29 protein-coding genes are annotated in these 26,719 nt (G+C 67.9%); 21 read left to right on the top strand and 8 right to left on the bottom strand.

All coding sequences use genetic code 11. The annotated features are described in order from the left end of the window. Positions 1–145: 145 nt before the first annotated feature. Positions 146–1,957, top strand: coding sequence for an APC family permease (locus J4H85_RS08470; protein WP_208240338.1), 1,812 nt, complete (start codon positions 146–148; stop codon positions 1,955–1,957). Positions 1,958–1,991: 34 nt separating this feature from the next. After that, positions 1,992–3,143, top strand: a complete 1,152-nt coding sequence (locus tag J4H85_RS08465) for a trans-sulfuration enzyme family protein (protein WP_208238697.1) — start codon at positions 1,992–1,994, stop codon at positions 3,141–3,143. Here J4H85_RS08465 and J4H85_RS08460 read toward each other — a convergent pair. Further along, a complete protein-coding gene (locus J4H85_RS08460) occupies positions 3,130–4,059 on the bottom strand; it encodes a COX15/CtaA family protein (protein ID WP_307863549.1) in 930 nt (309 codons plus the stop codon). The two genes, J4H85_RS08465 and J4H85_RS08460, sit on opposite strands and share 14 nt — an antisense overlap. A gap of 263 nt (positions 4,060–4,322) precedes the next feature. Here J4H85_RS08460 and sufB point away from each other — a divergent pair, with 263 nt between their 5' ends. The 6 genes from sufB to J4H85_RS08430 all read left to right on the top strand — a co-directional run bounded on the left by sufB (position 4,323) and on the right by J4H85_RS08430 (position 10,145). Beyond that, entirely contained in the window at positions 4,323–5,741 is a 1,419-nt protein-coding gene (gene sufB / locus J4H85_RS08455) for a Fe-S cluster assembly protein SufB (RefSeq protein WP_208238693.1), read from the top strand. Further along, on the top strand, positions 5,741–6,946 hold the full coding sequence (gene sufD, locus J4H85_RS08450; protein WP_208238691.1) for a Fe-S cluster assembly protein SufD: 1,206 nt from the start codon (positions 5,741–5,743) through the stop codon (positions 6,944–6,946). Before sufB ends, sufD begins: the two co-directional genes overlap by 1 nt. 3 nt (positions 6,947–6,949) lie before the next feature. Beyond that, the gene (locus tag J4H85_RS08445; protein WP_208238689.1) at positions 6,950–7,282 is read left to right on the top strand and encodes a non-heme iron oxygenase ferredoxin subunit; all 333 of its coding nucleotides are present in this window, start codon (positions 6,950–6,952) and stop codon (positions 7,280–7,282) included. Further along, positions 7,279–8,040: a Fe-S cluster assembly ATPase SufC gene (sufC, locus tag J4H85_RS08440; protein WP_208238687.1), complete on the top strand. Its 762-nt coding sequence runs from the start codon at positions 7,279–7,281 to the stop codon at positions 8,038–8,040. The genes J4H85_RS08445 and sufC overlap by 4 nt, the downstream gene beginning before the upstream one ends. A 47-nt stretch (positions 8,041–8,087) precedes the next feature. Beyond that, positions 8,088–8,432, top strand: a complete 345-nt coding sequence (locus tag J4H85_RS08435; protein ID WP_208238685.1) for a metal-sulfur cluster assembly factor — start codon at positions 8,088–8,090, stop codon at positions 8,430–8,432. Between the two features lie 114 nt (positions 8,433–8,546). Beyond that, on the top strand, positions 8,547–10,145 hold the full coding sequence (locus tag J4H85_RS08430) for an ABC-F family ATP-binding cassette domain-containing protein (RefSeq protein ID WP_208238683.1): 1,599 nt from the start codon (positions 8,547–8,549) through the stop codon (positions 10,143–10,145). Between the two features lie 71 nt (positions 10,146–10,216). Here the strand turns inward: J4H85_RS08430 and J4H85_RS08425 are convergent, their stop codons facing one another. Genes J4H85_RS08425 through J4H85_RS08415 form a run of 3 tightly spaced genes read right to left on the bottom strand, consistent with a single transcriptional unit; the run spans position 10,217 to position 11,750 of the window. Continuing rightward, positions 10,217–11,116, bottom strand: coding sequence for an SURF1 family cytochrome oxidase biogenesis protein (locus tag J4H85_RS08425; RefSeq protein ID WP_208238681.1), 900 nt, complete (start codon positions 11,114–11,116; stop codon positions 10,217–10,219). After that, entirely contained in the window at positions 11,113–11,364 is a 252-nt protein-coding gene (locus tag J4H85_RS08420; RefSeq protein WP_372440195.1) for a hypothetical protein, read from the bottom strand. Before J4H85_RS08420 ends, J4H85_RS08425 begins: the two co-directional genes overlap by 4 nt. Beyond that, positions 11,361–11,750 (bottom strand): DUF3099 domain-containing protein, encoded by a 390-nt coding sequence (locus J4H85_RS08415; RefSeq protein ID WP_208238679.1) that lies wholly within the window; start codon positions 11,748–11,750, stop codon positions 11,361–11,363. The genes J4H85_RS08420 and J4H85_RS08415 overlap by 4 nt, the downstream gene beginning before the upstream one ends. Before the next feature lie 114 nt (positions 11,751–11,864). Between J4H85_RS08415 and fabG the strand changes: the two genes are divergently transcribed. Then, positions 11,865–12,575: a 3-oxoacyl-ACP reductase FabG gene (fabG, locus tag J4H85_RS08410; protein ID WP_208238676.1), complete on the top strand. Its 711-nt coding sequence runs from the start codon at positions 11,865–11,867 to the stop codon at positions 12,573–12,575. On the opposite strand, the gene serB is transcribed toward fabG, so the two are convergent. Then, a complete protein-coding gene (gene serB / locus J4H85_RS08405) occupies positions 12,572–13,225 on the bottom strand; it encodes a phosphoserine phosphatase SerB (RefSeq protein WP_208238674.1) in 654 nt (217 codons plus the stop codon). The two genes, fabG and serB, sit on opposite strands and share 4 nt — an antisense overlap. A 38-nt stretch (positions 13,226–13,263) precedes the next feature. Here serB and J4H85_RS08400 point away from each other — a divergent pair, with 38 nt between their 5' ends. Beyond that, positions 13,264–14,049 carry an ABC transporter ATP-binding protein gene (locus J4H85_RS08400; RefSeq protein ID WP_208238672.1) on the top strand — a complete coding sequence of 262 codons (786 nt, stop codon included), beginning with the start codon at positions 13,264–13,266 and terminating at the stop codon, positions 14,047–14,049. A 99-nt stretch (positions 14,050–14,148) separates the two neighbouring features. Next, complete coding sequence (locus J4H85_RS08395) at positions 14,149–14,397, top strand: type B 50S ribosomal protein L31 (protein ID WP_208238670.1); 249 nt, start codon at positions 14,149–14,151, stop codon at positions 14,395–14,397. A gap of 47 nt (positions 14,398–14,444) precedes the next feature. On the opposite strand, the gene J4H85_RS08390 is transcribed toward J4H85_RS08395, so the two are convergent. Beyond that, positions 14,445–15,143, bottom strand: a complete 699-nt coding sequence (locus J4H85_RS08390) for an exonuclease domain-containing protein (protein ID WP_208238668.1) — start codon at positions 15,141–15,143, stop codon at positions 14,445–14,447. Between the two features lie 93 nt (positions 15,144–15,236). Here J4H85_RS08390 and J4H85_RS08385 point away from each other — a divergent pair, with 93 nt between their 5' ends. The 5 genes from J4H85_RS08385 to J4H85_RS08365 all read left to right on the top strand — a co-directional run bounded on the left by J4H85_RS08385 (position 15,237) and on the right by J4H85_RS08365 (position 20,459). After that, entirely contained in the window at positions 15,237–16,178 is a 942-nt protein-coding gene (locus J4H85_RS08385; protein ID WP_307863542.1) for an alpha/beta fold hydrolase, read from the top strand. After that, positions 16,175–17,056: a TrmH family RNA methyltransferase gene (locus J4H85_RS08380; RefSeq protein ID WP_208238666.1), complete on the top strand. Its 882-nt coding sequence runs from the start codon at positions 16,175–16,177 to the stop codon at positions 17,054–17,056. The genes J4H85_RS08385 and J4H85_RS08380 overlap by 4 nt, the downstream gene beginning before the upstream one ends. 194 nt (positions 17,057–17,250) lie before the next feature. Then, on the top strand, positions 17,251–17,928 hold the full coding sequence (locus J4H85_RS14175; protein ID WP_208238664.1) for a LysM peptidoglycan-binding domain-containing protein: 678 nt from the start codon (positions 17,251–17,253) through the stop codon (positions 17,926–17,928). Positions 17,929–18,140: 212 nt separating this feature from the next. Then, on the top strand, positions 18,141–18,956 hold the full coding sequence (locus J4H85_RS08370; protein WP_208238662.1) for a phosphatase PAP2 family protein: 816 nt from the start codon (positions 18,141–18,143) through the stop codon (positions 18,954–18,956). Positions 18,957–19,199: 243 nt separating this feature from the next. Further along, positions 19,200–20,459 carry a TerC family protein gene (locus tag J4H85_RS08365; protein WP_208238660.1) on the top strand — a complete coding sequence of 420 codons (1,260 nt, stop codon included), beginning with the start codon at positions 19,200–19,202 and terminating at the stop codon, positions 20,457–20,459. Between the two features lie 92 nt (positions 20,460–20,551). Here the strand turns inward: J4H85_RS08365 and J4H85_RS08360 are convergent, their stop codons facing one another. Next, positions 20,552–21,286, bottom strand: a complete 735-nt coding sequence (locus J4H85_RS08360) for a PspA/IM30 family protein (protein ID WP_208238658.1) — start codon at positions 21,284–21,286, stop codon at positions 20,552–20,554. A gap of 53 nt (positions 21,287–21,339) precedes the next feature. Between J4H85_RS08360 and J4H85_RS08355 the strand changes: the two genes are divergently transcribed. The 3 genes from J4H85_RS08355 to J4H85_RS08345 are packed head-to-tail and all read left to right on the top strand — an operon-like array spanning position 21,340 to position 24,550. Then, positions 21,340–22,665 (top strand): coiled-coil domain-containing protein, encoded by a 1,326-nt coding sequence (locus J4H85_RS08355; protein ID WP_208238656.1) that lies wholly within the window; start codon positions 21,340–21,342, stop codon positions 22,663–22,665. A gap of 44 nt (positions 22,666–22,709) precedes the next feature. After that, positions 22,710–23,939 carry a DUF418 domain-containing protein gene (locus J4H85_RS08350; RefSeq protein WP_243893590.1) on the top strand — a complete coding sequence of 410 codons (1,230 nt, stop codon included), beginning with the start codon at positions 22,710–22,712 and terminating at the stop codon, positions 23,937–23,939. After that, on the top strand, positions 23,939–24,550 hold the full coding sequence (locus tag J4H85_RS08345; RefSeq protein ID WP_208238654.1) for a phosphoribosylanthranilate isomerase: 612 nt from the start codon (positions 23,939–23,941) through the stop codon (positions 24,548–24,550). The genes J4H85_RS08350 and J4H85_RS08345 overlap by 1 nt, the downstream gene beginning before the upstream one ends. Positions 24,551–24,567: 17 nt before the next feature. On the opposite strand, the gene J4H85_RS08340 is transcribed toward J4H85_RS08345, so the two are convergent. Further along, complete coding sequence (locus J4H85_RS08340; protein ID WP_208238652.1) at positions 24,568–25,077, bottom strand: MFS transporter permease; 510 nt, start codon at positions 25,075–25,077, stop codon at positions 24,568–24,570. Positions 25,078–25,173: 96 nt separating this feature from the next. Between J4H85_RS08340 and J4H85_RS08335 the strand changes: the two genes are divergently transcribed. Together J4H85_RS08335 and J4H85_RS08330 are read left to right on the top strand one after the other, a co-directional pair. Next, positions 25,174–25,758: a TetR/AcrR family transcriptional regulator gene (locus tag J4H85_RS08335; protein WP_208238650.1), complete on the top strand. Its 585-nt coding sequence runs from the start codon at positions 25,174–25,176 to the stop codon at positions 25,756–25,758. Beyond that, entirely contained in the window at positions 25,755–26,687 is a 933-nt protein-coding gene (locus J4H85_RS08330) for a DMT family transporter (RefSeq protein WP_208238648.1), read from the top strand. The genes J4H85_RS08335 and J4H85_RS08330 overlap by 4 nt, the downstream gene beginning before the upstream one ends. Positions 26,688–26,719 lie beyond the last annotated feature (32 nt).

Here is a 26,719-nt window from a genome sequence, read left to right as displayed (position 1 = left end):
GAGTGAGGTCGTCGCCGGGACTGCACCGGCACCTGTGGGGTCGCTGCGACGCTGGCTGCTCGCGTCGACCGTTGAGGATCCCGGCAGCCACACCGGGCCGCACGGGCGCCCCCGGCCCGACCAGGGCCGTCCGTGGTGGCAGGTCATGTGCCTCACGGGAGTGGACTACTTCTCCACCCTCGGCTATCAACCCGCCCTGGCGGCCGTCGCGGCCGGAGCGATCGCGCCGGTCGCCACGCTCGTGCTGGTCCTCGTGACGCTCTGCGGCGCGCTCCCGGTGTACCGGCGCGTCGCTCGGGAGAGCCCGCACGGCACCGGCTCCCTCGCCATGCTCGCCTCCCTCTTCCCGCACTGGCGCGGCAAGCTCATCGTGTTGGTGCTCCTCGGTTTCGTCGCCACGGACTTCATGATCACCATGACGCTGTCCGCCGCCGACGCCACGGCTCACCTCGTCGAGAACCCTGCGGTCGCGCGAGCGCTCGGCACCGCGGACTCCGGAACGACCCCGGCGGGGGAGAGTCCGATCGGGATCGGGATCACGATCATCTTCCTGCTCGCCCTCGCGCTGGTCTTTCTGCGCGGCTTCTCCGAGGCGATCCGACTCGCATCCGTACTGGTCGCGGGGTTCCTCGCGCTGAACGCCGTGGTCATCGCCGTGTCGCTCGGCCGCCTGGTGGACGATCCGCCGATCGTGACCGACTGGTGGGGCGCGCTCACGACCCAGCACGGCGACCCCTGGTTGGTCGTCGCGATCGCCCTGCTCGTCTTCCCGAAACTCGCCCTCGGACTGTCGGGGTTCGAGACGGGGGTCGCCGTGATGCCGCAGATCCGCGGGAACCGCATCGCGGGGGCGCGCAAGCTCCTGGCCACGTCTGCCGCGATCATGAGCGTCTTCCTGATCACGTCGTCGCTCGTAACGGTCACGCTGATCCCGGCGAGCGCATTCGGCCCCGAGGGCGAAGCGCACGGCCGCGCCCTGGCCTACCTCGCGCACGAATACTTGGGTGAAGGATTCGGCAGCGTCTACGATGCCACCACGATCGCCATCCTCTGGTTCGCCGGCGCGTCCGCGCTCGCCGGCCTCATCAATGTCGTCGGCCGGTATCTGCCGCACTACGGGATGGCGCCGGCATGGACCCGCGCGACGCGTCCGCTCGTACTCGTTCTGCTCGGCGTCGCCATCGTGGTGACGCTCGCCTTCGGCGGAAGCGTCGAGGCGCAGGGCGGTGCATACGCCACCGGCGTGCTCGTGCTCATCTGCTCCGCGGCCCTCGCGGTCACCGTCTCCGCGCATCGCGCGGGTCAACGGGTGGCGACGCGGGTGTACGCCGGGATCACCGCGGTGTTCGCCTACACCGCCGGTGCGAACATTGTGGAGCGGCCGGATGGGATCAAGGTCGCGGCGTGCTTCGTCGGCGGGATCCTCATCGTCAGTGCGGTATCCCGCATCGCGAGGTCGACGGAGCTCCGCGCGACCGCCGTGCATCTCGACGACGTCGCGAACGCGATGGTCGCGGCTCCGACCGACCGGCCTCTCCTGCTCATCGCGCACGATCCCCGCGACTGCTCCGCCGAACGGTACCGGGCGAAGCTCCGGCACGCTCAGGCCGCCCACGGTCTCTGCACCGACGGTGCGATCTTCCTGGAGGTATCGGTGACCGACAGCTCGGAGTTCGAGGAGGAGCTGCAGGTGAGCGGCACGCAGCGTCACGGCTTCCCGGTACTCGAGGTGAACGGGCCGACCGTGCCGAATGCTCTCGCCGCCGTCGCGCTGAGCCTGCGGGACCAATCGGGACGCGAGCCGCATCTGTTCTTCCACTGGACCGAGGGCAATCCCATTCTCGAGGGTCTGCGCTTCTTCGTGCTCGGCGAGGGCGAGATCGCCGCCGTCACCCGCGAAGTGCTCCGCGCCGCCGAGCACGACCCGGCCAGGCGACCCTGGGTGCATGCGGCGTGATCGAGCCGTTCCCGTCTCGCGCTACTGTGGGCCCATGAGTTTTCCGGATGACGTCCACCCCGATACGCGGCTCGTCGGGCTCGGCCGACCCCCGGCGGAGCCCGACGGTTCGGTGAACCCGCCGATCGTCCTGACGTCCACGTTCCGGGGTTCCGGACACCCAGCGGTGGGCGACCGCGTGTACGCCCGGTACACCAACCCATCCTGGGAGCCGCTCGAAGCCGCCATCGCCGATCTGGAGGAGAGCGCCGTGCCCGGGCTCGCCTACGCCTCGGGGATGGCCGCGGTGGCAGCGGCCCTGTCACTCGTGCCGGTCGGCGGCGTCGCACTGGTGCCCGCCGCCTCGTACAACGGCACCATCAGCCTCGCCCGCGACCTCGCCGCAAGCGGCGCGTTGACCCTCCGCGAGATCGATCCTCTCGATCTCGCGTCGACTCGGACGGCACTCGAGGGTGCCGACCTGCTCTGGGTGGAGTCGCCGACGAACCCCTTGCTCGATGTCGTCGACCTGCCTGCGCTCATCGCGGCGGCGCGGGAGCGCGGAGTCGTGGTGGTCGTCGACAACACCTTCAGCACGCCCCTGCGTCAACGGCCGCTCACGGCGGGCGCCGACGTCGTGGTGCACTCCGCGACGAAGTACATCTCCGGTCACTCCGACGTGATTCTCGGCCTTCTGGTCGCGCGCGAGGACGCCGTGCGCGAGCGTCTCCTGCGTCAGCGCACGCTGCACGGCGCGATCCCCGGTCCTTTCGAGGCATGGCTCGCCCTCCGTGGCCTGCGCACGCTCGGCCTGCGACTCGATCGTGCCGAGGCGAATGCGCTCGAACTGGCGCGCCGCCTCGACGGCCACGACGGGGCGCCCCGGGTGCGGTATCCGGGATTGCCCACGGATCCGAACCACACCCGCGCACGCGCGCAACTCGACGGATTCGGCGCCGTCGTCTCGATCGAGCTGCCGACAGCGGAGGAGGCCGATGCGGTCGTGTCGGCACTCCGCGTGTTCACCCCGGCGACGAGTCTCGGCGGCGTCGAATCACTCGTCGAACGACGACGACGCCACCCGGCGGAGCCGTGCGAAGTGCCCGAGGGACTCGTTCGCCTGAGCATCGGTATCGAGCACGTCGAGGACCTCTGGGCGGACCTGGAGCAGGCGCTCGATCGCGCCATCCTCACTACGGCAGGCTGACCTCGGCGACCGGTCGCTTGAGCCGCAGCACGTTCATCGTCATCGCCGCAGCGGTGAGCGCGGCGAGCACCATGTGCACGCCCACGGCGAACGGGGGCAGACCCGCATTCGCCTGATAGATGCCGACCGCGATCTGCACCAGGAGCATCGCGAGCACGAGCACCCCCGATCGCAGGGTCCGCAACCGCTTCGCTGCCGACCACGACGCCAGCGCGATCACGAGCGCGAGGGTGATGTAGCCCGGCCAGGCGTGCAGATGACTCAGCAGTGTCGCGTCGAATCCGTCTCGGACGACGCTCTCGTCGCCGGAGTGCGGTCCGTTCGCGGTCGTGAGCACCCCCATGAGCACGACGATGGCGACGAACAGGGTCGTCACGTGGGTGAGGATCGCGTACCCCTTCGGCACCGCGCGCTCGCGCGGACCACCCGGTTCTCGCATGCGAACCAGATAGGCGGCGGTGATGCACACGAGGATGAGTGAGACCGTGTAGTGGAAGCCGACGAGCGCGGCGTGGAGTCGCTCCCAGACGACGATGCCGCCGACGATCGCTTGCAGGGCGACGAGGCCCAGCACGACGGCCGAGATCACGAACAGATCGCGACGCTCGCGACGGATCCGGAAGCTCAGCACCACGACGATGATCGCGGCGAGCAGAAGCGGACCGCTGATGGTGCGGTTGCCGAACTCGATGAGGCCATGGATCCCCATTTCAGGCGTCGGCGTCAGCGAGCCGGGCACGCAGGACGGCCATTCGCTGCAGCCGAGTCCTGACCCGGTCAGGCGAACCGCGCCTCCCGTGGCGATGATCGTCGCGTTGAGGACGAAGGAGATCCACGCCGTGACCGATAGGAAGCGGCTGATCCGCGGCCCCGTCGCACCGGCGGATGGGCGCGTCGCTACTGAGGGTGATGTCACCGGGTCTCCTCTCGAAGCACGGCATTCCCAGGAGGTACTCCGAGAGTCCCTCACTATTTCGCGAGGAATTCTGTAGAATGGGAAGCTGTGGTTGCGTTCCGTGGCCCCGCGATTCGGGCGAAATCCCGAAGCACCGGAGCCCGTTCGCATCCAGAATACTGCACCGCTGCAGGGAGCTCGTCGCATACCGGATCGATCCCGCCGACGCGGACCGACCCGGCGGAGCGGGCTCCCGAAGCGGGAACGATCGAGGGATGGAAACGATGCCAGAGGTACTGATTGATCGGCCAGAGCTGGAAAGCCTGGGCCAGTACGAATTCGGGTGGCACGATGCCGACGAGGCCGGTGCCATTGCGAAGCGCGGCCTCAGCGAGCAGGTCGTGCGCGAAATCTCCGCGCTGAAGGACGAGCCGGAGTGGATGCTGCAGCGGCGTCTCAAGGCGCTGCAGATCTTCGGCCGGAAGCCGATGCCGACGTTCGGTGCGGATCTCTCGGAGATCGACTTCGACAACATCAAGTACTTCGTGCGCTCCACGGAGCAGCAGGCGACCAGCTGGGAAGACCTGCCCGAGGAGATCAAGAACACCTACGAAAAGCTCGGGATCCCGGAGGCGGAACGCCAGCGTCTCGTGGCGGGTGTCGCCGCCCAGTACGAGTCCGAGGTGGTCTACCACCAGATCCGCGAGGATCTCGAAGAGCAGGGCGTGCTGTTCCTCGACACCGATACCGCGCTGCGCGAGCACCCCGAGATCTTCGAGGAGTACTTCGGCACCGTGATCCCGTCCGGTGACAACAAGTTCGCCGCCCTCAACACGGCTGTGTGGTCGGGAGGCTCGTTCGTCTACGTGCCGAAGGGCGTCCACGTCGAGATCCCGCTGCAGGCCTACTTCCGGATCAACACGGAGAACATGGGCCAGTTCGAGCGCACGCTCATCATCGCCGACGAGGACAGCTACGTCCACTACATCGAGGGCTGCACCGCTCCGATCTACAAGTCCGACTCGCTGCACTCGGCCGTCGTCGAGATCGTCGTGAAGAAGAACGCCCGCGTGCGCTACACGACGATCCAGAACTGGTCGAACAACGTGTACAACCTCGTGACGAAGCGGGCGGTCGCCGAAGAGGGCGCGACGATGGAGTGGGTCGACGGCAACATCGGCTCGAAGGTCACCATGAAGTACCCGTCCATCTTCCTCACCGGCGAGCGCGCCAAGGGCGAGACCCTGTCGGTCGCCTTCGCGGGCCCCGGGCAGCACCAGGACGCCGGCGCCAAGATGATCCACCTGGCCCCCCACACGAAGTCTTCGATCCTGTCGAAGTCGATCGCACGGGGAGGCGGCCGCACGGGCTACCGCGGTGAGGTCCGCGTCGACGCGAACGCGCACCACGCCGCGAACTCCGTGGTCTGCGACGCGCTACTCGTCGATACGATCTCGCGCAGCGACACGTATCCGGCCATCGACATTCGCACCGACGACGCCGTCCTCGGCCACGAAGCCACGGTGTCGCGGGTGAGCGAGGAGCAGCTCTTCTACCTGATGAGCCGCGGACTGGCCGAAGAAGAGGCCATGGCGATGATCGTGCGCGGCTTCATCGAGCCGATCGCCCGAGAACTGCCCATGGAGTACGCACTCGAACTGAACAAGCTCATCGAGATGGGCATGGAAGGATCCGTCGGATAATGACCGAAGCTGTCGCAACGAAGACTGCGGAGACCCCGGGCGGCACCGCCCAGCACGGACTGCAGGCGCACTCCGACGGCGGGTGGGACTTCGGCGCTCCGGTGCAGACGCGCTCTGCGCGGTTCACCTCGACGGACGTCGCCGATTTCCCGACCGTGACGGGCCGCGAGGCGAACTGGAAGTTCACTCCGGTCGCCGAGCTCGGCACGCTGCTCGACGGGGAGCTCGACGGCTCCCAGCCGAGCGATGACGCCTCGGGCATCGATGGACTCTCGCTCGAGTGGATCGACCGCACTTCGGAGCTCATCGGCCGCGCCGGGACGCCGGAGGATCGCGCCGCGGCGAATGCGTGGACGCAGTTCGAGAAAGCACTGTACGTGAACGTCAGCGGTGAGCACACCGATGCGATCACGCTCGACCGTCGTGGATTCGGCACCGAGGCGCGCGCAGCGCACACCGTCATCGAGGCGGCGCCGCAGGCCAGGGCCGTCGTGATCCTGAAGCACACGGGGCCCGCGCACCTCACCGAGAACGTCGAGGTCGTGGTCGGCGAGGGCGCACAGCTCACGCTCGTCTCGCTGCAGCAATGGGATGAGGGGGCGATCCATCTCTCGAGCCACTTCGCGCAGGTGGGCCGGGACGCGAGCCTCAAGCACATTGTAGTCTCGCTCGGGGGCGGCATCGTACGCGTCAACCCGACTGTTCACCTCAATTCCGAGGGCGGCAACGGCGAGGCGCTCGGCGCGTACTTCGCCGACGCCGGTCAGCACCTCGAGCACCAGGTCTACATGGACCACAATGCGCCGCATACGCGCAGCCGAGTCACCTACAAGGGCGCGCTCCGCGGCGAAGGCGCACACACCGTGTGGATCGGCGACGTGCTGATCCGGAACAGTGCGAGCGGCACCGACAGCTACGAGCAGAACCGCAACCTGGTGCTCTCCGAGGGCACGCGCGCCGACTCGATTCCGAACCTCGAGATCGAGACGGGCGACATCGCCGGGGCGGGTCACGCGTCGGCGACCGGCCGGTTCGACGATGAGCACCTGTTCTACCTCCAGAGCCGGGGCATCTCCGAAGAGGAGGCGCGTCGTCTGGTCGTGCGTGGATTCCTGCTCGAAGTGATCCAGCAGATCGGCGATGCCGACATCGAGGCGGAGCTGCAGGCGGCAATCGAAGCCGAGCTCACCGAAAGCGCCGCGTAAGCCGTGGCCCGGCACAAGGCACTCGCACTGAGCGACCTCGTCCAGGATCAGGCCACCCGTGTCGTGATCGATGACGTCCCGATCGCCGTCGTGCTCGACAGCGCGGGAGCGGTGCACGCCATCGGCGACACCTGCAGCCACGGGCAGATCAGCCTGGCCGAGGGGTTCGTCGAGGGTGACACGCTGGAGTGCTGGGCTCACGGCTCGGCCTTCTCGCTCTGCACCGGCATCCCGCAGAACCTTCCGGCGTACGAGCCGGTTCCCGTCTATGTCGTCGAGATCGTCGACGGCGATGTGTACATCGACCCCAACGTTACGAAAGAGATTCAACAATGACCTCCGTTCTGGAAATCAAGGACCTGCACGTCAGCGTCGAGACCGACCAGGGGAGCAAGCAGATCCTCAAGGGCGTGAACCTCACGCTGCGTCAGGGTGAGACCCACGCCATCATGGGCCCCAACGGTTCGGGCAAGTCGACGCTCGCCTACGCCATCGCCGGTCACCCGCGCTACACCGTCGACAGCGGATCGATTCTGCTCGACGGCGAAGAGGTGCTCGAGATGGAGGTCGACGAGCGCGCGCAGGCCGGTCTGTTCCTCGCGATGCAGTACCCGGTGGAGATCCCCGGTGTGACGAACGCCAACTTCCTGCGGACCGCCAAGACCGCGGTCGACGGTGAGGCCCCGCCGATCCGTACCTGGATGAAGGACGTCAAGGGTGCGATGGAGAACCTTCGCATGGACTCGTCCTTCGCGGAGCGCAACGTCAACGAGGGCTTCTCCGGCGGCGAGAAGAAGCGCAACGAGATCCTGCAGCTCGAACTGCTGCAGCCGTCGTTCGCCGTGCTCGACGAGACTGACTCCGGCCTCGACGTCGATGCCTTGAAGATCGTGGCCGAGGGCGTGAACCGCGCCAAGGAGACCACGGGTCTCGGCGTCATGCTCATCACCCACTACACCCGTATCCTGCGCTACATCAAGCCCGACTACGTGCACGTGTTCGTCAACGGACGCGTCGCCGAAGAGGGCGGCCCCGAGCTCGCCGACCGCCTCGAGGAAGAGGGCTACGACCGCTTCCTCACCCCGGCGGCGTAGACTCGTCGACGCGAGTTCCGCAGCCGAAGCCATCCGAGGAGGACCGCATGAGTGACACCATTCCCGCGACATCGATCGCTCCCGAGTTCCGGGAGCAGGCGATCGAGGCGTTGAAGGACGTCGCCGACCCCGAACTCGGCGTGAACATCGTCGACCTCGGTCTCATCTACGACCTGGCGTTCGACGAGGAACACGATGCGCTCGTCATCAGCATGACGCTGACGAGCGCCGGGTGCCCGTTGACGGACGTGATCGAGAACGACATCGCCGAGGCCCTCGACGGTCTGGTCACGGCGTTCCGCATCAACTGGGTGTGGATGCCGCCGTGGACCCCCGAGCGGATCACCGACGACGGCCGCGATATGATGAGGGCTTTGGGGTTCGCGATCTAGTTCTGATCGCCAGACCCCCTCGATTCGGGTCAGTTCGGCACAGCGTTGCGCAAGAGCAACCTGCCGAACTGACCCGAATCTGCGTGTGCACACCGAAACCAGAGGAGAAGTTCCGTGATTATCGTCGAGGACCTCGCGATCGATGTCGGCGCCCGCCGACTCATGTCCGAGGTGTCGTTCCGGGTGAACCCCGGCGACAAGATCGGACTCGTCGGTCGGAACGGTGCCGGAAAGACGACGCTGACCCGCACCCTCTCCGGTGAGTTGCAGCCGGCGGAAGGTTCGGTCTCCGTGAAGGGTGAGCTCGGGTTCCTGCCGCAGGACACGCGCACCGGCGACCCCGAGCAGCTCGCGCGTCACCGCATCCTGGACGCACGCGGTCTCGGGTCGCTCACGCAGAACATCGCGCGTGCCACCGAGGAGATGGGATCGGACGATCCAGTGAAGGCCGAAAAGGCGATGAAGCGCTTCGGCAATCTGACGGACCGCTTCCAAGCGCTCGGCGGCTACTCCGCCGAAGCCGAGGCCGCATCGATCTCGCACAACCTCGGTCTGCCCGACCGGATCCTCGACCAGCCGCTGAAGACGCTCTCCGGCGGGCAGCGTCGACGGATCGAGCTCGCGCGCATCCTCTTCTCCGACGCCGACACGATGATCCTCGACGAGCCGACGAACCACCTCGACGCCGATTCGATCGTCTGGTTGCGAGAGTTCTTGAAGGGCTACAAGGGGGGCGTGATCGTGATCTCCCACGACATCGACCTCGTCGGCGAGACGGTGAACCGGGTGTTCTACCTCGACGGCAACCGCCAGGTCATCGATGTCTACAACATGGGATGGAAGTTGTACCAGCGTCAGCGCGCCGCTGACGAGGAACGTCGCCGCAAGGAACGCTCGAACGTCGAGAAGAAGGCGTCGGCGCTGAAGGATCAAGCGGCGAAGTTCGGCGCGAAGGCGTCGAAGGCGGCGGCCGCGCATCAGATGGTGGCGCGCGCCGAGCGGATGCTGTCCGGTCTCGACGATGAGCGTCAGGTCGAGCGGGTCGCGAAGCTGCGCTTCCCGGAGCCGTCGCCCTGCGGCAAGACTCCACTGCAGGCGGAGGGTCTGTCGAAGTCGTACGGATCACTCGAGATCTTCGCCGGCGTCGACCTCGCGATCGACCGCGGATCGAAGGTCGTCATCCTCGGTCTGAACGGTGCGGGCAAGACGACGCTGCTCCGACTCCTCGCCGGTGTCGATGCCCCGGATACGGGCGGCATCGTGGCGGGGCACGGTCTGAAGGTCGGGTACTACGCGCAGGAGCACGAGACCCTCGACCACCGTGCCTCGATTCTGCAGAACATGGTGTCCGTCTCCCAGCATCTGACGGAGACCGAGGCGCGCAAGGTGCTCGGCTCGTTCCTGTTCACCGGCGACGACGTTCACAAGCCCGGCGGCGTGCTCTCGGGGGGCGAAAAAACGCGTCTCGCACTCGCGATGCTCGTCGTCTCGAGCGCGAACGTGCTGCTGCTCGATGAGCCCACGAACAACCTCGATCCGGCGAGCCGCGAGGAGATCCTCGACGCCCTCGCGCATTTCTCCGGCGCCGTCGTGCTCGTCTCGCACGACCAGGGTGCCGTCGAGTCATTAAATCCGGAACGGGTGCTCATCATGCCCGAAGCGACGGAGGACCACTGGTCGAAGGACTATCTGGAGCTCATCGAACTCGCCTAGGGCAGGGGAGGGGCGGGTCCCCGACGCTCCTCCAACCGCGCACGCGCGCCCTCCGACGGGGAACCGTCGGCTCACCCGTCGAGGATCGCGTCCTCCTCGTCGGCGTCCGAGGGCCCTCGGCGGTGCCTGCGCTCGGCCCGACGGCGGTCCTGCCGATCGACTTCGCTGCTGCCCACGTTGAGATTCCGGTATTCCTGACGTGCGGCGTAGACGACCCCGGAGACGGCGATCACGATGAAGACGTACCACTGCAGGGCGTAGGAGAGGTGCGGCCCCTCGTCGCGTTCCGGGGGAGCCGGGAGGACACCGTGGTCGGCTACTGGCGATTCGGAGATGAGCATGCCGTAGGCGTCGATATAAGTCGCCCCCTCGGTATCGGCGAGCGCGGCGAGTTCGGGAAGGTTGATGCTTCCCACCGTCTGCCCGACGGCGCTTCTGCCGGGTACGTCCGGCTCGCTGGCGCGAAGCCGCGCTTCCACAGTTACCGGTCCGTCAGCGGGACGCGGGATCTCGTCGGGTTCGGTGCCGTCGGCACCCACGGGCGCCCACCCGCGATCGATGAAGAACACGTCGCCGCTCGCGGTGAGCAGAGGTTGCATCAGAGCGACGCCGACGCCCTCCGGGCCCGGCCGGTTGCGTGCGAGGAACGTGTCGTCGAGATACTCTCCGGTGACCTCGACGGTGCGCCACTTCTGCACCCCGTCGTCGTAGCTCTCGAGCGTCGGCAGTTCGTCGGCCAGCGGCACCGCGGGCGCACCGTAGTTGGCGTCGATCCTCGCGATCTCGGCGCGCGCCTCAGCGCGTCGGTCGAACTGCCAATCGGCGAGCAGCACGCAGGCCACGGCAAAGACGAGGAGCATGGCGTAGTAGCCGAGCCACCGTCGACTGCGGAGGAACGACCACCCGATCGGCGGACCCGTCGCCCGATCCGGCTCGGTCTCGCGAAGCTCCTCCGTGGGAACCGTGGTCATGCATCCTCCAGTTCCGTCACCGGGACGACACGCAGCGGGAAGTCTCTGGCCGAGAGGAACGCGACGAGCGTCTCACGGTGCTCGGTGCACGCCAGCCAGGTCTTCTGACGTTCGGGGGAGTGGATCTTCGGGTTGCGCCAGAGCAGCGCCACCTCGGCGCGTTCCGAGCACCCGGCCCGCGAACAGGTGAAGCGCTCGGTCGGATCGCCGCCGAGCATTCCGCCGAGCGGTCCGCCCCACCCGCTCACGAGGCGGATCCCGGGGAATCGTCCGATGCGTCCGGCGACGGATCGGCACGCCGATGGGCATCGGCGTCGATGACGATCGTCACACCAGACGGACGCGAAGCCTCCTCGGACGGCGCCTCGGGGGGCATCAACTCGGCCGGGCTCGGCGCGTCGGGTCGGGTCCCATCGCTGGTCGGCCCGACAGCGTTGCCCACCATCACCGCGATGTACGGGAACACGACCGCACCGACGATGCAGACGATCGCCCAGAACCAATCACGGACGAAGAACAGCGAGGCCACGCACACCACGCGCAGCGACATCGAGATGAAGTAGAAGCGCATCCGGTGCGCGCGATCCTCGGCTGCCGACTGGCCCGCCGAGGTCACGCTGTAGCTCCTGGCCATGTGCTCCTTCTCGATTCTCCATCCTCAAGCCTACGCCCGGCGCCTGGGGACGTGCACCGAATCGGGCCGACTCTCCTCTAGGCTGGATGCGACATTCCGACGGAAGGACGCCCCATGACGACTCCCCGCACCGTGCTGATCACGGGTGGCAACCGCGGCATCGGTTACGCGATCGCCGAGCGCATGATCGCCGACGGTCACCGCGTGGCCGTGACCTCTCGCTCGGGGGACGGGCCTGCGGGCTCACTCACGGTGCGCGCAGAGATGACCGATGCAGCATCGATCGACGCCGCGTTCACGGAGATCGAGGCGAAGCTCGGCTCCGTCGAGGTCGTCGTGGCGAACGCCGGGATCACGCGCGACACGCTGCTCCTGCGCATGAGCGAAGAAGAGTTCAGCAGTGTCATCGACACGAACCTCACCGGCACCTTCCGCGTGGTGAAGCGCGCCGCGAAAGGGTTACTCAAGGGCCGTTTCGGCCGGGTCATCCTGCTCTCCAGCGTCGTCGCGCTCTACGGCTCGCCCGGGCAGATCAACTACTCCTCGTCGAAGGCCGCTCTCGTCGGGTTCGCTCGGTCACTCACGCGCGAATTGGGTGCGCGGAACATCACCGCGAACGTCATCGCACCCGGTTTCATCGAGACCGATATGACTGCTGCGCTGCCGGAGGAACAGCAGGCGCAGTATCGCGCGTCGATCCCCGCGGCGCGTTTCGGAACGGTTCACGAGATCGCCGGAGTGGCATCCTGGCTCGCCGGCGACGACGCCTCCTACGTCTCAGGAGCAGTCATCCCGGTGGACGGCGGCCTGGGGATGGGCCACTAAGCCGACAGGCGATCCAGCAGCGGGATCACGAGCGCGAGGTCGTCGTCGATCGAAACGTCCGCGCGCTCGCGCACCACGGGCTTCGCGTTGTAGGCGACGGAGAGGCCGGCGATCGCCATCATGTCGAGGTCGTTGGCTCCATCGCCGATGGCCACCGTCGCACTGAGCGGAATCCCGGTGGCGCTCGCCCATTCGCGAAGGGCGTCCGCCTTCGCCGCGGCATCGATGACCGGTCCGACCGTCGTTCCAGTCAACTGCCCGTCGCGCACCTCGAGCCGATTGGCACGCCAGTGATCGATGCCGAGGTCGCGTGCCAGCGGATCCAGTACCTCGTGGAAGCCCCCGGACACGACGCCTACGCGACCCCCGCGGCGGTGGACCTCAGCGATGAGCTCCCGGATGCCGGGAGACGTGCGAATGCGCCGATACGTATCGCCGAACACTGCATCGGGCGTGCCCGCGAGGGTGGCCACCCGCTCGGCGAGACTCTCGGCGAAATCGAGCTCCCCGCGCATGGCGCGCTCGGTGACGGCGGCGACCGCCTCCCGGGATCCGGCCGCATCCGCGAGCAACTCGATGACCTCATCGCGGATCGTGGTGGAGTCGCAGTCGAGAACGACGAGGGGGCGCGAAGCGGCGGCGTCAGGCATGACTCAAGTGTAGGCGGCGGCGGGGTAGGCTGGACGCCATGGTCAACGTGCTGCGCTTCTCCGACGTCACCTATGTCCGCAACGGCCGCTCGATTCTCGGGGGCGTCGACTGGAGCGTGGAGAGCGATGAACGCTGGGTGATCCTCGGACCGAACGGTGCCGGAAAGACCACGATGCTGAAGCTCGCCACCACGGGGGACTACCCGACCACCGGCGCGGTCGACATCCTCGATGAGCGACTCGGTTCGGTCGACATCTTCGAGCTGCGCACGCGCCTCGGTTTCGCAGGCTCCGCCACCGCGAAGCGGATCCCCGACAGCGAGACCGTGCGCGACGTGGTACTGACGGCTGCATACTCGGTCGAGGGCCGCTGGAACGAAGCGTACGAGGCCATCGATGTGCGCCAAGCAGACCGCATTCTCGCCGAATGGGGCCTCTCAGCACTCGCCGACCACCGCTTCGGCACCTTGAGCGACGGAGAGCGGAAGCGCGCCATGATCGCCCGCGCGGTCATGACCGACCCCGAGATGCTGCTGCTCGACGAGCCGAGCGCGAGTCTCGATCTCGGTGCCCGCGAGAACCTGCTGCAGATGCTCTCCGGCTTCGCCGCGTCCCCGATGTCGCCCGCGATGGTCATGGTGACCCACCACGTGGAAGAGATCCCACCGGGCTTCACGCACGCCTTGCTGCTTCGTGACGGCCGCGTCCAGGCTGCGGGACCGCTCGCAGAGACGTTGACCGCCGAGCATCTCGAGGCTACGTTCGGCATGACCTTCGACCTGAGCGTGCGGGACGGCCGGTACGCCGCCGTGGCGCGCGTGTGACTCGAGCGCCACTCTGCTACGATAGATCTTTGGTGCGACATCGCCTCGCAACACGCGCATCATCCGATCGCGCCCCACGAACCAACCTGAAGGACAGCCATGCAGACCGACATCCACCCCGAGTACAACGCCATCGTGTTCCGTGACTTGGCGTCGGGCGAGACGTTCCTCACCCGTTCCACCCGCACGAGCGAGAAGACCATCGAGCTCGACGGCACCACGTACCCGGTGATCGACGTCGAGATCTCCAGCGCATCGCACCCGTTCTACACGGGCAAGCAGCGCATCATGGACTCGGCCGGACGTGTCGAGAAGTTCAACAAGCGCTTCAAGGGGTTCGGCGCCTAAGCACCGAACCCGACCGGCACCGCCAGGCTCCGGTCACGACCCCTCGGTCATCGCAGCGGCCATCCGCCGTCCGCGACGAACGAGGGGTTTTTGCTGCGCCGCATGTAGGCCTGGAAGTTCTCGGCCTGATCGCGCGCCCACTGCACCTGACTCCGGTGCAGATCATCGAGGTCGGCGGGAATCACATCGACGAACTTCTCGGTGAGACGGTGCAGCACCCGACCGGCCGCGATCGCATCGTCTCCCGCGTCGTGCGCCTGACCGATCTCCACGCCGTAGTGAGCCGCAACGGCCGCCAGCGTGCGCTTGCCGCGCCGGAACCGGTCGAACTGCTTATCGAGCACCAGCGGGTCGATCACCGGCGCGACCGTCTCGGGCCATGCAATTCCGTAGCGCGCGGCCTCGGCGCGCAGGAGCGTGAGGTCGAACGGCGCGTTGTACGCGACGATCGGAAACCCGCGCGCGAGCATCTCTGCGACCTGCTCCACGATCTGCGCGATCCCGACCTCGGCATGGATCCCGCTCGCGCGCGCCACATCGGTCGAGATGCCATGCACCTGGACGGCGGGAAGGGGGATCTCGACGCCGGGGTCGAGCAGCCAGTCGTACCGCTCCGCGATCTCTCCGTCGCGGTTCAGGAGCGCGATCGCGGCGGTGACGATCCGCGCCTCGCGCGGATCGACCCCCGTCGTCTCGGTATCGAAAACGGCGATGCGTTCGGTCCACAGGGGGAGGTGAGTGGTCACGCTGGATCCTTCCGGTTCCATCCAGGCTATCGCCAACGGCAGCCTCCGCCGACCGGGGGCTCCCCACCCAGGCGCGGTCAGTACGATTGCGGGGTGAACGAAGCTCCACCAGATCTCCTCGTCCCGACGCTCGGAATGACGACGCGCGCCTGGAGCAGTGGGCCGTCCGATGGCGCACCGCTCATTCTGGTGCACGGGTTCCGCGGCGACCATCACGGTCTGGACGGTATCGGACACGCCGTCGCCGGACTCCTGCCGGAGGTGCGCGTCATCGTTCCGGACCTTCCGGGCTTCGGGCTCACTCCCGCGATCCCCGGGCGGACGCACGATCTCCCACTCTACGGGGAGTGGTTGCGCGCCTTCGCAGCCGGTGTCGCGCCGAGCGGCTCCGGCGTCCTCGGGCACTCGTTCGGCTCGCTCGTGGTCGCCGCCGGCATCGCCGGAGGGTTCACCCCGGGGCGCACGATCCTCGTCAACCCGATCTCAGCGCCCGCCCTCGACGGACCCAACGCAGTGATGACCCGCCTCGCGGAGCTCTACTACCGGACGGCGCGCGTGCTCCCCGAGACCGGCGCCAGGCGTTTGCTCGGCAACCCAGCGATCGTTCGACTCATGAGCGGGGTCATGGCGAAGACGCGCGACCGTGCGCTTCGGGCCTGGATCCACGATCAGCACGACCGCTACTTCAGTTCGTTCGCCGATCCGACGACGCTGCTGCAGGCGTTCCAAGCATCGGTATCCCATACCGTGGTCGACGTCGCGGACGCGTTCACGATGCCGACCCTCGTCATCGCGGGGGAGCGGGACGACCTCTCGACCCCGACCGACCAACTCGGGCTCGTTCGTCGGCTGCCGGACGGGCGGCTTCGGGTGATCCCCGGCGCCGGCCACCTCGTGCACTACGAGGCCGTCGCGGATACGGCCGCCTGGGTCGCGACCTTTCTGCGAGACACACAACTCGCGGAGTGCACGGCAGCTCATCACAGGCCCGCGGACGCGCACGCCGGCACGGAGACGGGGGAGGTGCACCCATGAGGATCGAACGCGTCCAGGATCTCGACGCCCCCGAGCTCGCCGACTACACCCGCCTCACCGACGTCGCGCTGCGCCGCGTGCGGGAACCCGAGGAGGGACTGTATCTCGCGGAGTCCACGAAGGTCATCGGCCGCGCACTGCGGGCCGGGCACCGGCCGCGGTCGGTGCTGCTGCTCGAGGAGTGGATCCCGCGCATCGAGGGTCTCCTCGACGGCCACCCGGAGGTACCGGTCTACGTCGGCAGCTCCGAACAGCTCGAGCGACTGACCGGATTCCACCTGCATCGCGGCGCGATCGCCTCGATGCACCGACCCGCGCTCCGGGATCCGGCCGACCTGATCGCCGCTGTGCGCCGGACCGGACGCGCGTCCGACGGATCGGCCATGGGCGACGGCTCCCGCTCGCGCATCGCGGTGCTCGAGAACCTCGCCGACCACGCCAACGTGGGGTCCTGCTTCCGGAATGCCGCGGCGATGGGCTTCGATGCGGTCCTCGTCACCCCCAGCTGCGCCGATCCGCTGTACCGTCGCTCCGTCCGCGTGTCGATGGGAACCGTGTTCCAGGTGCCGTGGACACGGATCGACGCCTGGCCCAGGGGAGGGGTGGAGCTGCTGCAAGAGCTCGGGTACGTCGTCGCGGGGATGACACTGGGAGAGGGAGCGATCTCGCTCGACGCGCTCGTCGCGGAGGATCACCGCGATCTCGCGCTGGTTTTCGGATCCGAGGGGCACGGGTTGCAGTCGGGTACGGACCGTCGTCTCGACCGTCGTGTCACGATCCCGATGATGGGCGGCGTCGATTCGCTGAACGTCGCGGCATCGTCCGCGGTCGCCTTCTATGCGACCCGTGACGGGCGCTCCGTCGGCACCCCCTCCTGAACGTCACTCGAGTGTCCGCTGGCAAGATCCTGGACGGATTTGTTATCCGTTCGTGACCTTGCGTAGTGTGGCGTGCTGAACCGCGAAGGATCGCTGCCACACTCGCCCCGCATCCTTCGTTCCATGATTTCGATTGGCATGGTCGGGCGAGAGCAGCGCTCAGCGCGGTGCGGCAGGGCCTCTGGAGTTCACACATGGCTTTCACCACCACCGATCGCACCAGCAGCTTCGCCTCACGCTTCTCGCGGGGCGGCTTCCTCGCCGTCGGCGCGATCACCCTCGCCGCCGGTGCCGCGCTGGTTCCGTCGGCCGCGAACGCGGCGGACGACTCGAAGTGGGACGCCGTCGCGGAGTGCGAGTCCGGCGGCAACTGGGCGACCGATACCGGAAACGGCTACTCGGGCGGCTTGCAGTTCAACCAGGGCACCTGGGAGGCGAACGGCGGCTCGGGCAACCCGGCCGACGCTTCGCGCGGCGAGCAGATTCGCGTCGCCGAGAACGTGCTCGACTCGCAGGGCTGGGGCGCCTGGCCGACCTGCGGCAGCCAGGGCGGCGGGGGAGGCGCTGCAGCGCCGACTCCCGAGCAGGCACCGCAGCAGGCACCGGTCGAGAACACCTGGACCGAGGCGGCCCCCGCACCGCAGGCGGCCGTCGCCCAGGCACCGGTCGAGCAGGCGCCGGCACTCGACCTGCCCGACGTGAGCCCCTCGGATGAGACCTACACGGTCCAGGAGGGCGACACGCTCGCCAGCATCGCCGAGGAGCAGAACATCGAGAGCGGATGGCTCGGCCTCTTCGCGGTCAACCAGGACACCATCACCAGCACCGACCTGATCTTCGCGGGTCAGGACCTCGTGCTGCCCGCCGAGTAATTCGCAGCGCGCATCGGGGATCGTCCCCGCACCGAGCGGGCCGGGTCTACGGATCCGGCCCGCTCGCTGTGCCCACGGCGAGGCGTCGATCGCTGCGGCTGCGCCGCCGCCCTGGCTCGGCGCTGCACCCGGGTGCAACACAGCGAATCTCCGCGCGAGGACAGTACATTGATGAGGGACACACAGGATCAAGCGTCGCAGGGGAGTCGCATATGAGTACGGGGGCCGTGACGCAGGTGCTCCGCGCGCAGGGGTCGACCGCGAGCCGGTCGCGCGCGCTCATTATCGCCGTGCTCGCCGGGATCGTCGGAGTCTCCTCGTACGTGGTCGGCGTGCGGAGCGCGATCGGACAGCGCGCGGAGGCGCTGGTGCTCGGAGAGGCCGCCTTCAGCACGACGCCACCGCCGCCGCTGAACCTCGTCTCGATTCCGAGCGTCGCCGTGGTGTTCCTCGTGCTCGGCTTCATCGCGTTCCTCGTGCACGGCCCGGTGCGCGCGATCGGTGTCACCGTGGTCCCGGCGATGGGCATCATCGCGGCGCAGTTCTTGAAGCAGCAGTTCCTGGTGCGGCCGGGCCTGTTCGAGCTGGATGCTCCGAACACCTTTCCCAGTGGACACATGTCGATTTTCGTGCTGTTCGTCGCGGCGTGCATCTGGACGGTCCCGGAGCGCGCGCGGGCGTTCGTCGCGCTCGGCGGGTCGGCGCTCATGGGCGTCGTCGCCTGGCAGCTGCTCGAGTACGGCTGGCACCGGCCGAGCGATGTGCTCGGTGCGATGATGCTCGGCGTCCTGACGTTCGCGGTGCTGACGATCGTCGCGCCCATCCGCATGTCACGCAGGCCCGCGGGCATCGTCGGTGTCCGCGTGGTGCTCATCGGCGTCGGCATGCTGCTCGTCATCGCCGCTCTGATCGTCGCGGCATCGACCTTCTGGATCGAGACGGACGGCATGATGATCCTCGCCGGCAGTCTCGGGGCCATCGGCGCCGCGGCATTGAGCGGGCAGGCGCTGATCACGTTGAGTTCGTAGCCGAACGGTCCACAGCACCCCGTGCGTTGATAATGTATATTATGTCAGTTCGTTCGCCCCGGCACTGCAACCGGTCAACTTCGTCGATCCCCTGGTACACTCAACTCCCAGCAAGGGAGTATCCCCCCTCTTCGTAAACGTCAACACGTTCGGCACCTGGCCGGACCGGATGCGGAGGCTGATCCACCTCGGGTGATCGGCGGGAGAGACTTGCGTGGATCACGACACCCACGGGAGGCTCTTTTGGAGATCAACGGATGGACCTGGGCGATCACCATCGCCGTCATCATCGGACTACTGCTCTTCGACTACTTCGTGCACGTGCGCAAGGCGCACACCCCGCACATCCGCGAGGCGGCCATCTGGTCGGCGATCTACGTGGGCCTCGCGCTCGTGTTCGGTCTCGTCTTCTTCGTCTTCGGCGATACGCAGCACGCCATCGAGTACTACTCGGGCTACATCACGGAAAAGGCGCTGAGCGTCGACAACCTCTTCGTGTTCCTCGTGATCATGTCATCCTTCCAGGTTCCTCGGGATTACCAGCAGAAGGTGCTGCTCTTCGGCATCACGTTCGCACTCATCTCGCGCACCGCGTTCATCCTCGTCGGTGCCGCGATCATCGAAGCCTGGTCCGACGTCTTCTACCTCTTCGGCATCGCGCTCCTGCTCATCGCCGGACAGCAGCTCAAGGGCGAACTGACGGGCGACAAAGACGGCAAGGACGAAGCCGACAACGTCATGGTCCGCGCCGCGAAGCGATTCCTTCCCGCCTCCGACGAGTACAACGGCGACCGTCTGACCGTCGTGAAGAACGGCAAGCGCCTCATCACGCCGATGCTGCTCGTCATGGTCGCGATCGGCGCGACCGACCTGCTGTTCGCGTTCGACTCGATCCCCGCGATCTTCGGGCTCACGCAGGATCCCTACATCGTCTTCACCGCGACGGCGTTCTCGCTCATGGGTCTGCGTCAGCTGTACTTCCTGATCGATGGACTCCTCGACCGCCTCGTCTACCTGTCGTACGGGCTCGCGGCGATCCTCGGCTTCATCGGCGTCAAGCTCATCCTCCACGCCCTGCACGAGAACAACCTGTTCTTCGTCAACGGCGGCGAGAACGTTCCCGTGCGCGAGATTCCGACCGAGATCTCCCTGCTGGTCATCGTCTGCATCCTCATCATCACCGTGGTCGCATCGCTCGCCAGCCCGAAGGGTCGAGCACTGCGCGCGCTGCAGAACGCCGAGCGATTCGCGCACCGATACACCGAACTCGGCGAGGACGCCCCCGAGCAGGAGCGCCGCGAGGCCGCCGCGCTGATGGACAGCTGGACGCAGCGCGCGGAGTCGGTCCCCCAGAAGTACCGCGAGGACCTCATCGAGCACAAGGACCGGTACTCCCGGATCATTCGCACCGCGCACGAGTCGCGCCTGCAGGCCGCCAACGCCGCGGGCGTCGACGCGCCCGTCTCCGAGCGAATCGTCGACCAGGACGGACCGACCGTCTAAGTCCCGTTCGGGACCGCACGCAGCAAGCGCCGGGGGGCTTCCGCTCCCCCGGCGCTTGCTCTGTCTCCGACCCGCCTCTCAGCGGACCCCGGTCACCGGTCGATCGCTTGCGGTGCGGGTCCGCTCTTCAGCGCGGCGAGGCGCGCCTCCACCTCGGTGACCTCGCCCAGATTCTCGAGTTCTATGAACTGCTGGTCGAGACTCGAGGCCGCGAGCTCCTGCTTGCCCTGCGCCAGTGCCTCCTGGCGACGAATCTTGTCCTCGAAGCGTCCAAGCTCGCTGTTCGGGTCCAGGAAGTCGACCGACTTCACCGCATCGGCAACGCGGTTCTGCGCCTCAGCGACCTTGGCGCGAGCGACCAGCTCGTTCCGCTTCGCCTTCAGCTGCTCGAGCTTCTCCTTCATGCCCTGGAGGCCCGCTTTCAGGCGATCGACGACCTCCGTCTGCGTCGCGATCGTCGGAGCGGCCTCCTTGGCCTCGTTCTCGGCACTGATCTGCCGCTGCAGTGCGACCTTCGCCAGGTTATCGAACTTGTCCGCGTCACCGGAGTTGCCGCTCGCGCGCATCTCGTCCGCCTTGCGGCTCGCCGCGATGGCCTTCCGACCCCACTCGTTCGCGGTGTCCACGTCTTCGGCGTAATCGCGTTCCAGCAGACGCAGGTTGCCGATCGTCTCGGCGATCGCGGACTCGGCGTCGGCGATGCTGGAACTGTAATCGCGAACGAGCTGGTCGATCATCTTCTGCGGGTCCTCCGCAGCATCGATCGCAGCATTGACATTGGCACGCACCAGGGCGGAGATGCGGCCGAAGATGGACTGCTTCGTCATGGGGTTCCTCTCGTTTCCACTGACTGTATATGTGAACACACTAGGATCGGAATATGGTGGGTTTCTGGGGGCGGCGCAAGCGAGAGGCCGACGAACGCCAGGGTCAGGCCGACGACGCGCTCTCGGGACGTGCGCGGACCGCGCTGGTCACTGCGGACGAACGGATCCGCGCGACCGATGACGAGCTCGCGTTCGCGACGGCGGAACTCGGGGACGCGGCAACGGAAGATCTGCGAGCAGCCCTCGCGGCCGTGCGCCAGCACCTCGGTGAGGCGTTCCAACTGCACCAGCTCAACCACGACGAGATCCCGGACACCCCCGAGGAGCTCCGCACCCGCAATGCCCGTATCGTGCAACTCTGCGATTGGGCCGAGGATCTCCTCGACGAGCGGACCGAGGCCCTCCGCGTGCAGGTCGAGCGCGTCCGCGAGGCGCCCAGGGTCGCGCAGAACGTGCGCGACGACGTCGACCGTCTGCGCAACAGGCTTCCCGAGACTCGCGACACCATCGCCCGTCTCGGTGAGCGGTACAGCTCCTCAGCGCTCCACCGGATCCGACTGACCGCCGATGAGGCCGAACAGCTGCTCGATTTCGCGGTGCAGTCGGTCGAGCTCTCCGAGCGGCGACGCACCGCCGGTCGCGCCGAAGACGCGAACCTCGCGCTCGAGACCGCTACCGAATCGGTCCGTCGCGCGACCTCCGTGCTCGATGGCGTGGACGGGTTCGAGGTGGAGGCGATACGCGCACAGTCAACGCTCGCCGAGGTGATCGACGACTCACGAGAGGACCTCGTCCGCGCGGCACGGCTCCCCCGCACACCCGCGCTCGACGCGGCCATGCGCGATCTCGACGCCGCGCTCTCGACGGTGTCCGGCGCTCGAGAGGCTCGCGATCCTCACGCCGACCTCTCCGCCGTGTCGCAGGCGAACGCGGCGCTCGACGCCGCGGTGGAGCGCGCCCAACGCCCGCTCCCCTCCCTCGAGCACGTACGGCACGATGTCAACGCGGCCGACCGCGCGCTCGGCGTCGCCGACCAGCTCATCAACGGACACCGGGGATGGATCGGAGCAGACGCCCGCACACGATTCGCCGAAGCGCAGCGTCTACGCAGCGAACTCGATCCGCTCGTGGCTCCCGAGGACACGCGCGAGCGGGCTCAGGAATTGGCGCGGCGCACCACACAGCTGGCCGATGAGGCGGTGCGTCTCGCGCAGCGCGACATCGACTCCGCTCGGCCGGACGACGATGACTGGGGCGGATGGGGCGGCGGACGCGGGCACCGCGGCGGCGGACCACTCGGTGGCGGAGGTGCCAGCGTACTCGGACCCGTGCTCGGCGGAGTGCTCCTCGGCGGTCTGCTGGACGACATCTTCGACTGACCTGCGGCGCACCGATGATGTTCCGGGCCGATAGGGTCGGAGTCATGGCTGCACAGCGATCAAGCGCTCCCGACCTCGCCCGCGGGGTAATGCTCCTCCTCATCGCCATCGCGAACGTCTCCTTCTACCTCTGGGGGCACGAGGCGCCCATGACATCGGCGCATCCGCTGGACGGCAGTGCCATCGACCGCGCGCTCGCAGCCATCGCGATCGTGCTCGTGGACGCCAGGATCTACCCGATGTTCGCCTTCCTCTTCGGCTACGGCATCGTGCAGTTCTCGCGATCCCGCTACGCGAGAGGCGTCCCCGAGCCGGCGATCCGCAGCATGCTGTTCCGCCGGCACTGGTGGCTCATCGCATTCGGGTTCGTGCACGCGCTGCTGCTGTTCGCCGGAGACATCCTGGGCACGTACGGTATCGCCGGCCTGATCCTGACCGCGATCTTCTTCAGCCGATCGGACACCGTTCTCCGCATCACCGTCTGGGTGCTCCTCGGTGTGCTTGCAAGCGGCGCGGTCCTCATGTTCGGTGCGGCGATGCTGCTGGGCGCCGCCTTCCCCGACCTCGCCGGGCTCGCCGACCAGGGCGACGCCTGGCAGTCCAACGCCGACTTCATGAACGGCGTCGCGTCGTTCTGGCTGGCCATGCTCATCCGCGTGGGAGTCTGGATCTTCTCCGCGCCGGGAGCTGTCTTCGGGTTGACCATACCCGCCGCGATCCTCATCGGCATGCTCGCCGGCCGGCACGCGTGGCTGGAGACCCTCTCGAGTCGCATCAGTCTGGGCGCCGTGGCGCTCGGGGGCATTCTCATCGGCGCAGTCGGCGGCATCCTTCCGGCGCTCGGGTACCTCGGGGTCTCGCCGCTCCCCGACACCGCCGAGTGGGGCACGATGGGCATCGCACAGGTCACGGGCATCGCCGGCGGTGTCGGGTACGTCGCACTGTTCGGCCTGATCGGCCAGCGGCTGTCCACTCCCCTGTCCGGCGTGCCGCGCGCCATCGCGGCTGTCGGCAAACGCTCGCTCTCCTGCTACCTGTTCCAGTCGGTCGTCTTCGCTCCGCTCCTCGCGGCATGGGGCTTCGGGCTCGGAGCGCGCATCAATACGACTGCGGCCTTCGGCATCGCACTCGGCGTGTGGCTCGTCTCCGTGATTCTGGCGTCGCTGCTCGAGCGGAGCGGCGTGCGCGGTCCGGCCGAGATCCTGCTGCGCCGACTGACTACAGGCGGCCTCGACCGCGCGGCGCCGGCCGCACCCGAACGGCAGGTCGGCTGATGTACGTCAAGGTCTGCGGCATCTCCGACCCGGCGGTCGCGCGATTCTCCGTCGAGCGAGGCGCGGACGCGATCGGCGTCGTCATGAGCGCGCCGAGCCCGCGCCACGCGACGCCCGAGGTCGCCGCCGCCGTCGTCCGCGCGGCTCACGAGACCGCACCGGCGACCGACACCGTGCTCGTCGTTCGCGAGATGGATGCGCGCGAGGCAGCGGACACGGCAGTGCGACTGGGGTTCGACGTACTGCAGCTGCACGGAGCGTACTCCCCCGAGGACTTCGCAGCCGCGATCTCGCGCATCCCCCGCGTCTGGAGGGCGACCTCCCTCGCTCGTGAACCCGACGTCCGCGCGGGAGCGCTCGGCGAAGAACGGCTCCTCCTCGATGGCGTCGCCGCCGGATCAGGCGAGAGCTGGGATCTCACGGCGATCGATCACCAGCGCATCGGCGATGGCTGGTTGCTCGCGGGCGGACTCGACCCGGAATCGGTTGCCACGGCTGTGCGATCCGCACGACCCTGGGGCGTCGATGTGTCGAGCGGCGTGGAATCTCAGCCGGGCGTCAAAGACCTCGACCGGATCGTCCGCTTCATCGCTGCGGCGCGATCCGCCTGAGGGTCGCCCGCCCGCGGTCAGTCGTCCTCGGATCGACGGTCGCGCGGAGGTGCATCGGTGATGATCGTCACATCACCGGGGTCGATCCGCCCCGAACCGCCCTGACCGGGGAACGGCCCCTGGCCGGGGAACGGCGTGTTCCCGAATACCGCTCCCCCCGCGATCTCCTTGCGGAACTGCGCGAGCGAGAGCCAGAACACGATGAGCGCGGCGGCGATCGCGGCAGCGAGTGCGACCCCGAACCATCGCTGCGAGTACAACCCGACGAGCACGGTGAGCACGTGCCACAGGCCGAAGCCCGCGACGTCGAGCCACGACACCGCGCGGTCACGCTGCACCGAGGGGCGCGCGCGCACCAGCAGCGCTGACACGAGCTGCGCCACCGCGACCGACGGGATGGCGATGAAGAGGACCCACAGGAACGCCCATCCACCGGCCTCGAACACGCCCCAACCGACCAGCAGCCAGAGCGGGAGCACGATGACGGACGGGAACAACCATCGGAAGAATGCGCGTCGAAGCCACATATGGACGAGCATACGCTCTGCTCGCCTGAGAATGCCGAGCGCGCACTGTGTAGACTGATCTGTCTACACGCTCGTCGACACCTCCGGGAGGACACCATGCCCGCACGGCCCGCGCGCGAACGCATCCTCGGCGCCGCCGCGAAGCGCTTCGCAGCCGACGGCATCGCCGCCACCGGGATCGACGCGATCGTCGCCGAGGCGGGAGTCGCGAAGATGAGCCTGTACAACAACTTCGCCTCGAAGGCCGCACTCGTCGAGGCGTACATCGAGGCGCGGCACGAGGAGCTTCTGAGCCTCTACGCGCTCCGTGTCGCGCGGGCCACCGGTCCCGTCGATGCATGTCTCGCCATGTTCGACGCCTACCTCGACCACGCCGACAGCGCTCCGGACGCCACGTTTCGCGGGTGCGGCCTCTTCAACGCCGCGGCGGAGTTCCCGTCGGGCGACCCCGCCCGCGCCTCCGTGCGCGACCACAAAGCCGAGATCGAGGCCATGCTGCGCGCGCACCTCGCCGAGATCCTGGACGACACGCGCGCGCACGAGATCGCCGAGCACCTGACCTACGTATTGGAAGGTGCGATGGCGCGCGCCGGGCTCGACGGACGCACCGAGCGCATCGCGAACGGCAGGCGCATCGCCGCGGCGATCCTGGACGCAGAGACCACCGCAGTCGCTGCATGAGTCATTCCGCTTCATCGCAGGTCGCCCACCATGGTCGGACGCTCGGTGCGCTCGCCGTGCTCACGACCGCAGTCCTCTGGGGCACGACCGGCACAGCGGCGACCTTCGCCCCTGAGGTGGGGCCGCTCGCGATCGGGGCGGCCGCCCTCGGCATCGGCGGACTCCTGCAGGCCCTCATCGCCGTCCCGCACCTCCGGAAGCGACGACACGAGTTGCGTCGACGCCCTGCACTCGTCTGGTCAGGAGCGTGCGCCGTGTTCGTCTATCCGCTCGCGTTCTACAGTTCGATGCATCTCGCCGGGGTGGCGATCGGCACTGCAGTCTCGCTGGCCACCGCTCCCCTGGCGTCAGGGGCTCTGGAATGGGTTCTCGAGCGACGGCCGCTGTCACGGCGCTGGGCCATCGCGGCGGCGCTCGGCATCGGTGGCGGAGCCCTCCTCACTCTGGCGAAAGTCGGCGACGACGCGGCTTCGGCCGCCGACACCGCACTCGGGATCGCCTGCGGCCTCATCGCCGGGATCGCCTACGCGGCCTACTCCTGGTGCGTCCATCGACTGCTGCAGCACGGCATGGGACGGGCCGCTTCGATGGGTGCCGTCTTCGGCATCGGCGGGCTGCTCCTCATTCCCGTTCTCCTGGTGACGGGGGCGCCTCTCCTCGCAAACGGAACGAATCTCGCCGTCGGCGCGTACATGGCGATCGTGCCGATGTTCATCGGTTATCTCCTTTTCGGGTACGGTCTGACGCGCGTCTCCCCGAGCACCGCGACGACCCTCACGCTCAGCGAGCCGGCCGTCGCCGCACTCCTGGCAGTCCTGGTCGTCGGGGAACGCCTCGGCGGACTCGGGTGGCTCGGCATGTGCGGCATCGGCGGCGCCCTCATCGTCATCACCGCTGCCCCGAGGACCGCACGACCCCGTTCGCCGTGACCGTTTCGTGATAACGTGGGTCTCCACTGACC

The sequence above is a fragment of the Leucobacter tardus genome, assembly GCF_017583045.1.
In the GTDB taxonomy this organism is placed as follows: Bacteria; Actinomycetota; Actinomycetes; order Actinomycetales; family Microbacteriaceae; genus Leucobacter; species Leucobacter tardus.
This window is presented reverse-complemented; position numbering and strand designations above follow the sequence as displayed.

What these genes read in the sequence shown, in the direction of transcription:
- J4H85_RS08470 (WP_208240338.1), top strand. Translation starts at nt 146, where the DNA reads ATGTGCCTCACGGGAGTGGACTACTTCTCCACCCTCGGCTATCAACCC.
- J4H85_RS08465 (WP_208238697.1), top strand. Translation starts at nt 1,992, where the DNA reads ATGAGTTTTCCGGATGACGTCCACCCCGATACGCGGCTCGTCGGGCTC.
- sufB (WP_208238693.1), top strand. Translation starts at nt 4,323, where the DNA reads ATGCCAGAGGTACTGATTGATCGGCCAGAGCTGGAAAGCCTGGGCCAG.
- sufD (WP_208238691.1), top strand. Translation starts at nt 5,741, where the DNA reads ATGACCGAAGCTGTCGCAACGAAGACTGCGGAGACCCCGGGCGGCACC.
- sufC (WP_208238687.1), top strand. Translation starts at nt 7,279, where the DNA reads ATGACCTCCGTTCTGGAAATCAAGGACCTGCACGTCAGCGTCGAGACC.
- J4H85_RS08435 (WP_208238685.1), top strand. Translation starts at nt 8,088, where the DNA reads ATGAGTGACACCATTCCCGCGACATCGATCGCTCCCGAGTTCCGGGAG.
- J4H85_RS08425 (WP_208238681.1), bottom strand. Translation starts at nt 11,116, where the DNA reads ATGACCACGGTTCCCACGGAGGAGCTTCGCGAGACCGAGCCGGATCGG.
- J4H85_RS08415 (WP_208238679.1), bottom strand. Translation starts at nt 11,750, where the DNA reads ATGGCCAGGAGCTACAGCGTGACCTCGGCGGGCCAGTCGGCAGCCGAG.
- fabG (WP_208238676.1), top strand. Translation starts at nt 11,865, where the DNA reads ATGACGACTCCCCGCACCGTGCTGATCACGGGTGGCAACCGCGGCATC.
- serB (WP_208238674.1), bottom strand. Translation starts at nt 13,225, where the DNA reads ATGCCTGACGCCGCCGCTTCGCGCCCCCTCGTCGTTCTCGACTGCGAC.
- J4H85_RS08400 (WP_208238672.1), top strand. Translation starts at nt 13,264, where the DNA reads ATGGTCAACGTGCTGCGCTTCTCCGACGTCACCTATGTCCGCAACGGC.
- J4H85_RS08395 (WP_208238670.1), top strand. Translation starts at nt 14,149, where the DNA reads ATGCAGACCGACATCCACCCCGAGTACAACGCCATCGTGTTCCGTGAC.
- J4H85_RS08380 (WP_208238666.1), top strand. Translation starts at nt 16,175, where the DNA reads ATGAGGATCGAACGCGTCCAGGATCTCGACGCCCCCGAGCTCGCCGAC.
- J4H85_RS14175 (WP_208238664.1), top strand. Translation starts at nt 17,251, where the DNA reads ATGGCTTTCACCACCACCGATCGCACCAGCAGCTTCGCCTCACGCTTC.
- J4H85_RS08370 (WP_208238662.1), top strand. Translation starts at nt 18,141, where the DNA reads ATGAGTACGGGGGCCGTGACGCAGGTGCTCCGCGCGCAGGGGTCGACC.
- J4H85_RS08360 (WP_208238658.1), bottom strand. Translation starts at nt 21,286, where the DNA reads ATGACGAAGCAGTCCATCTTCGGCCGCATCTCCGCCCTGGTGCGTGCC.
- J4H85_RS08355 (WP_208238656.1), top strand. Translation starts at nt 21,340, where the DNA reads ATGGTGGGTTTCTGGGGGCGGCGCAAGCGAGAGGCCGACGAACGCCAG.
- J4H85_RS08350 (WP_243893590.1), top strand. Translation starts at nt 22,710, where the DNA reads ATGGCTGCACAGCGATCAAGCGCTCCCGACCTCGCCCGCGGGGTAATG.
- J4H85_RS08345 (WP_208238654.1), top strand. Translation starts at nt 23,939, where the DNA reads ATGTACGTCAAGGTCTGCGGCATCTCCGACCCGGCGGTCGCGCGATTC.
- J4H85_RS08340 (WP_208238652.1), bottom strand. Translation starts at nt 25,077, where the DNA reads ATGTGGCTTCGACGCGCATTCTTCCGATGGTTGTTCCCGTCCGTCATC.
- J4H85_RS08335 (WP_208238650.1), top strand. Translation starts at nt 25,174, where the DNA reads ATGCCCGCACGGCCCGCGCGCGAACGCATCCTCGGCGCCGCCGCGAAG.
- J4H85_RS08330 (WP_208238648.1), top strand. Translation starts at nt 25,755, where the DNA reads ATGAGTCATTCCGCTTCATCGCAGGTCGCCCACCATGGTCGGACGCTC.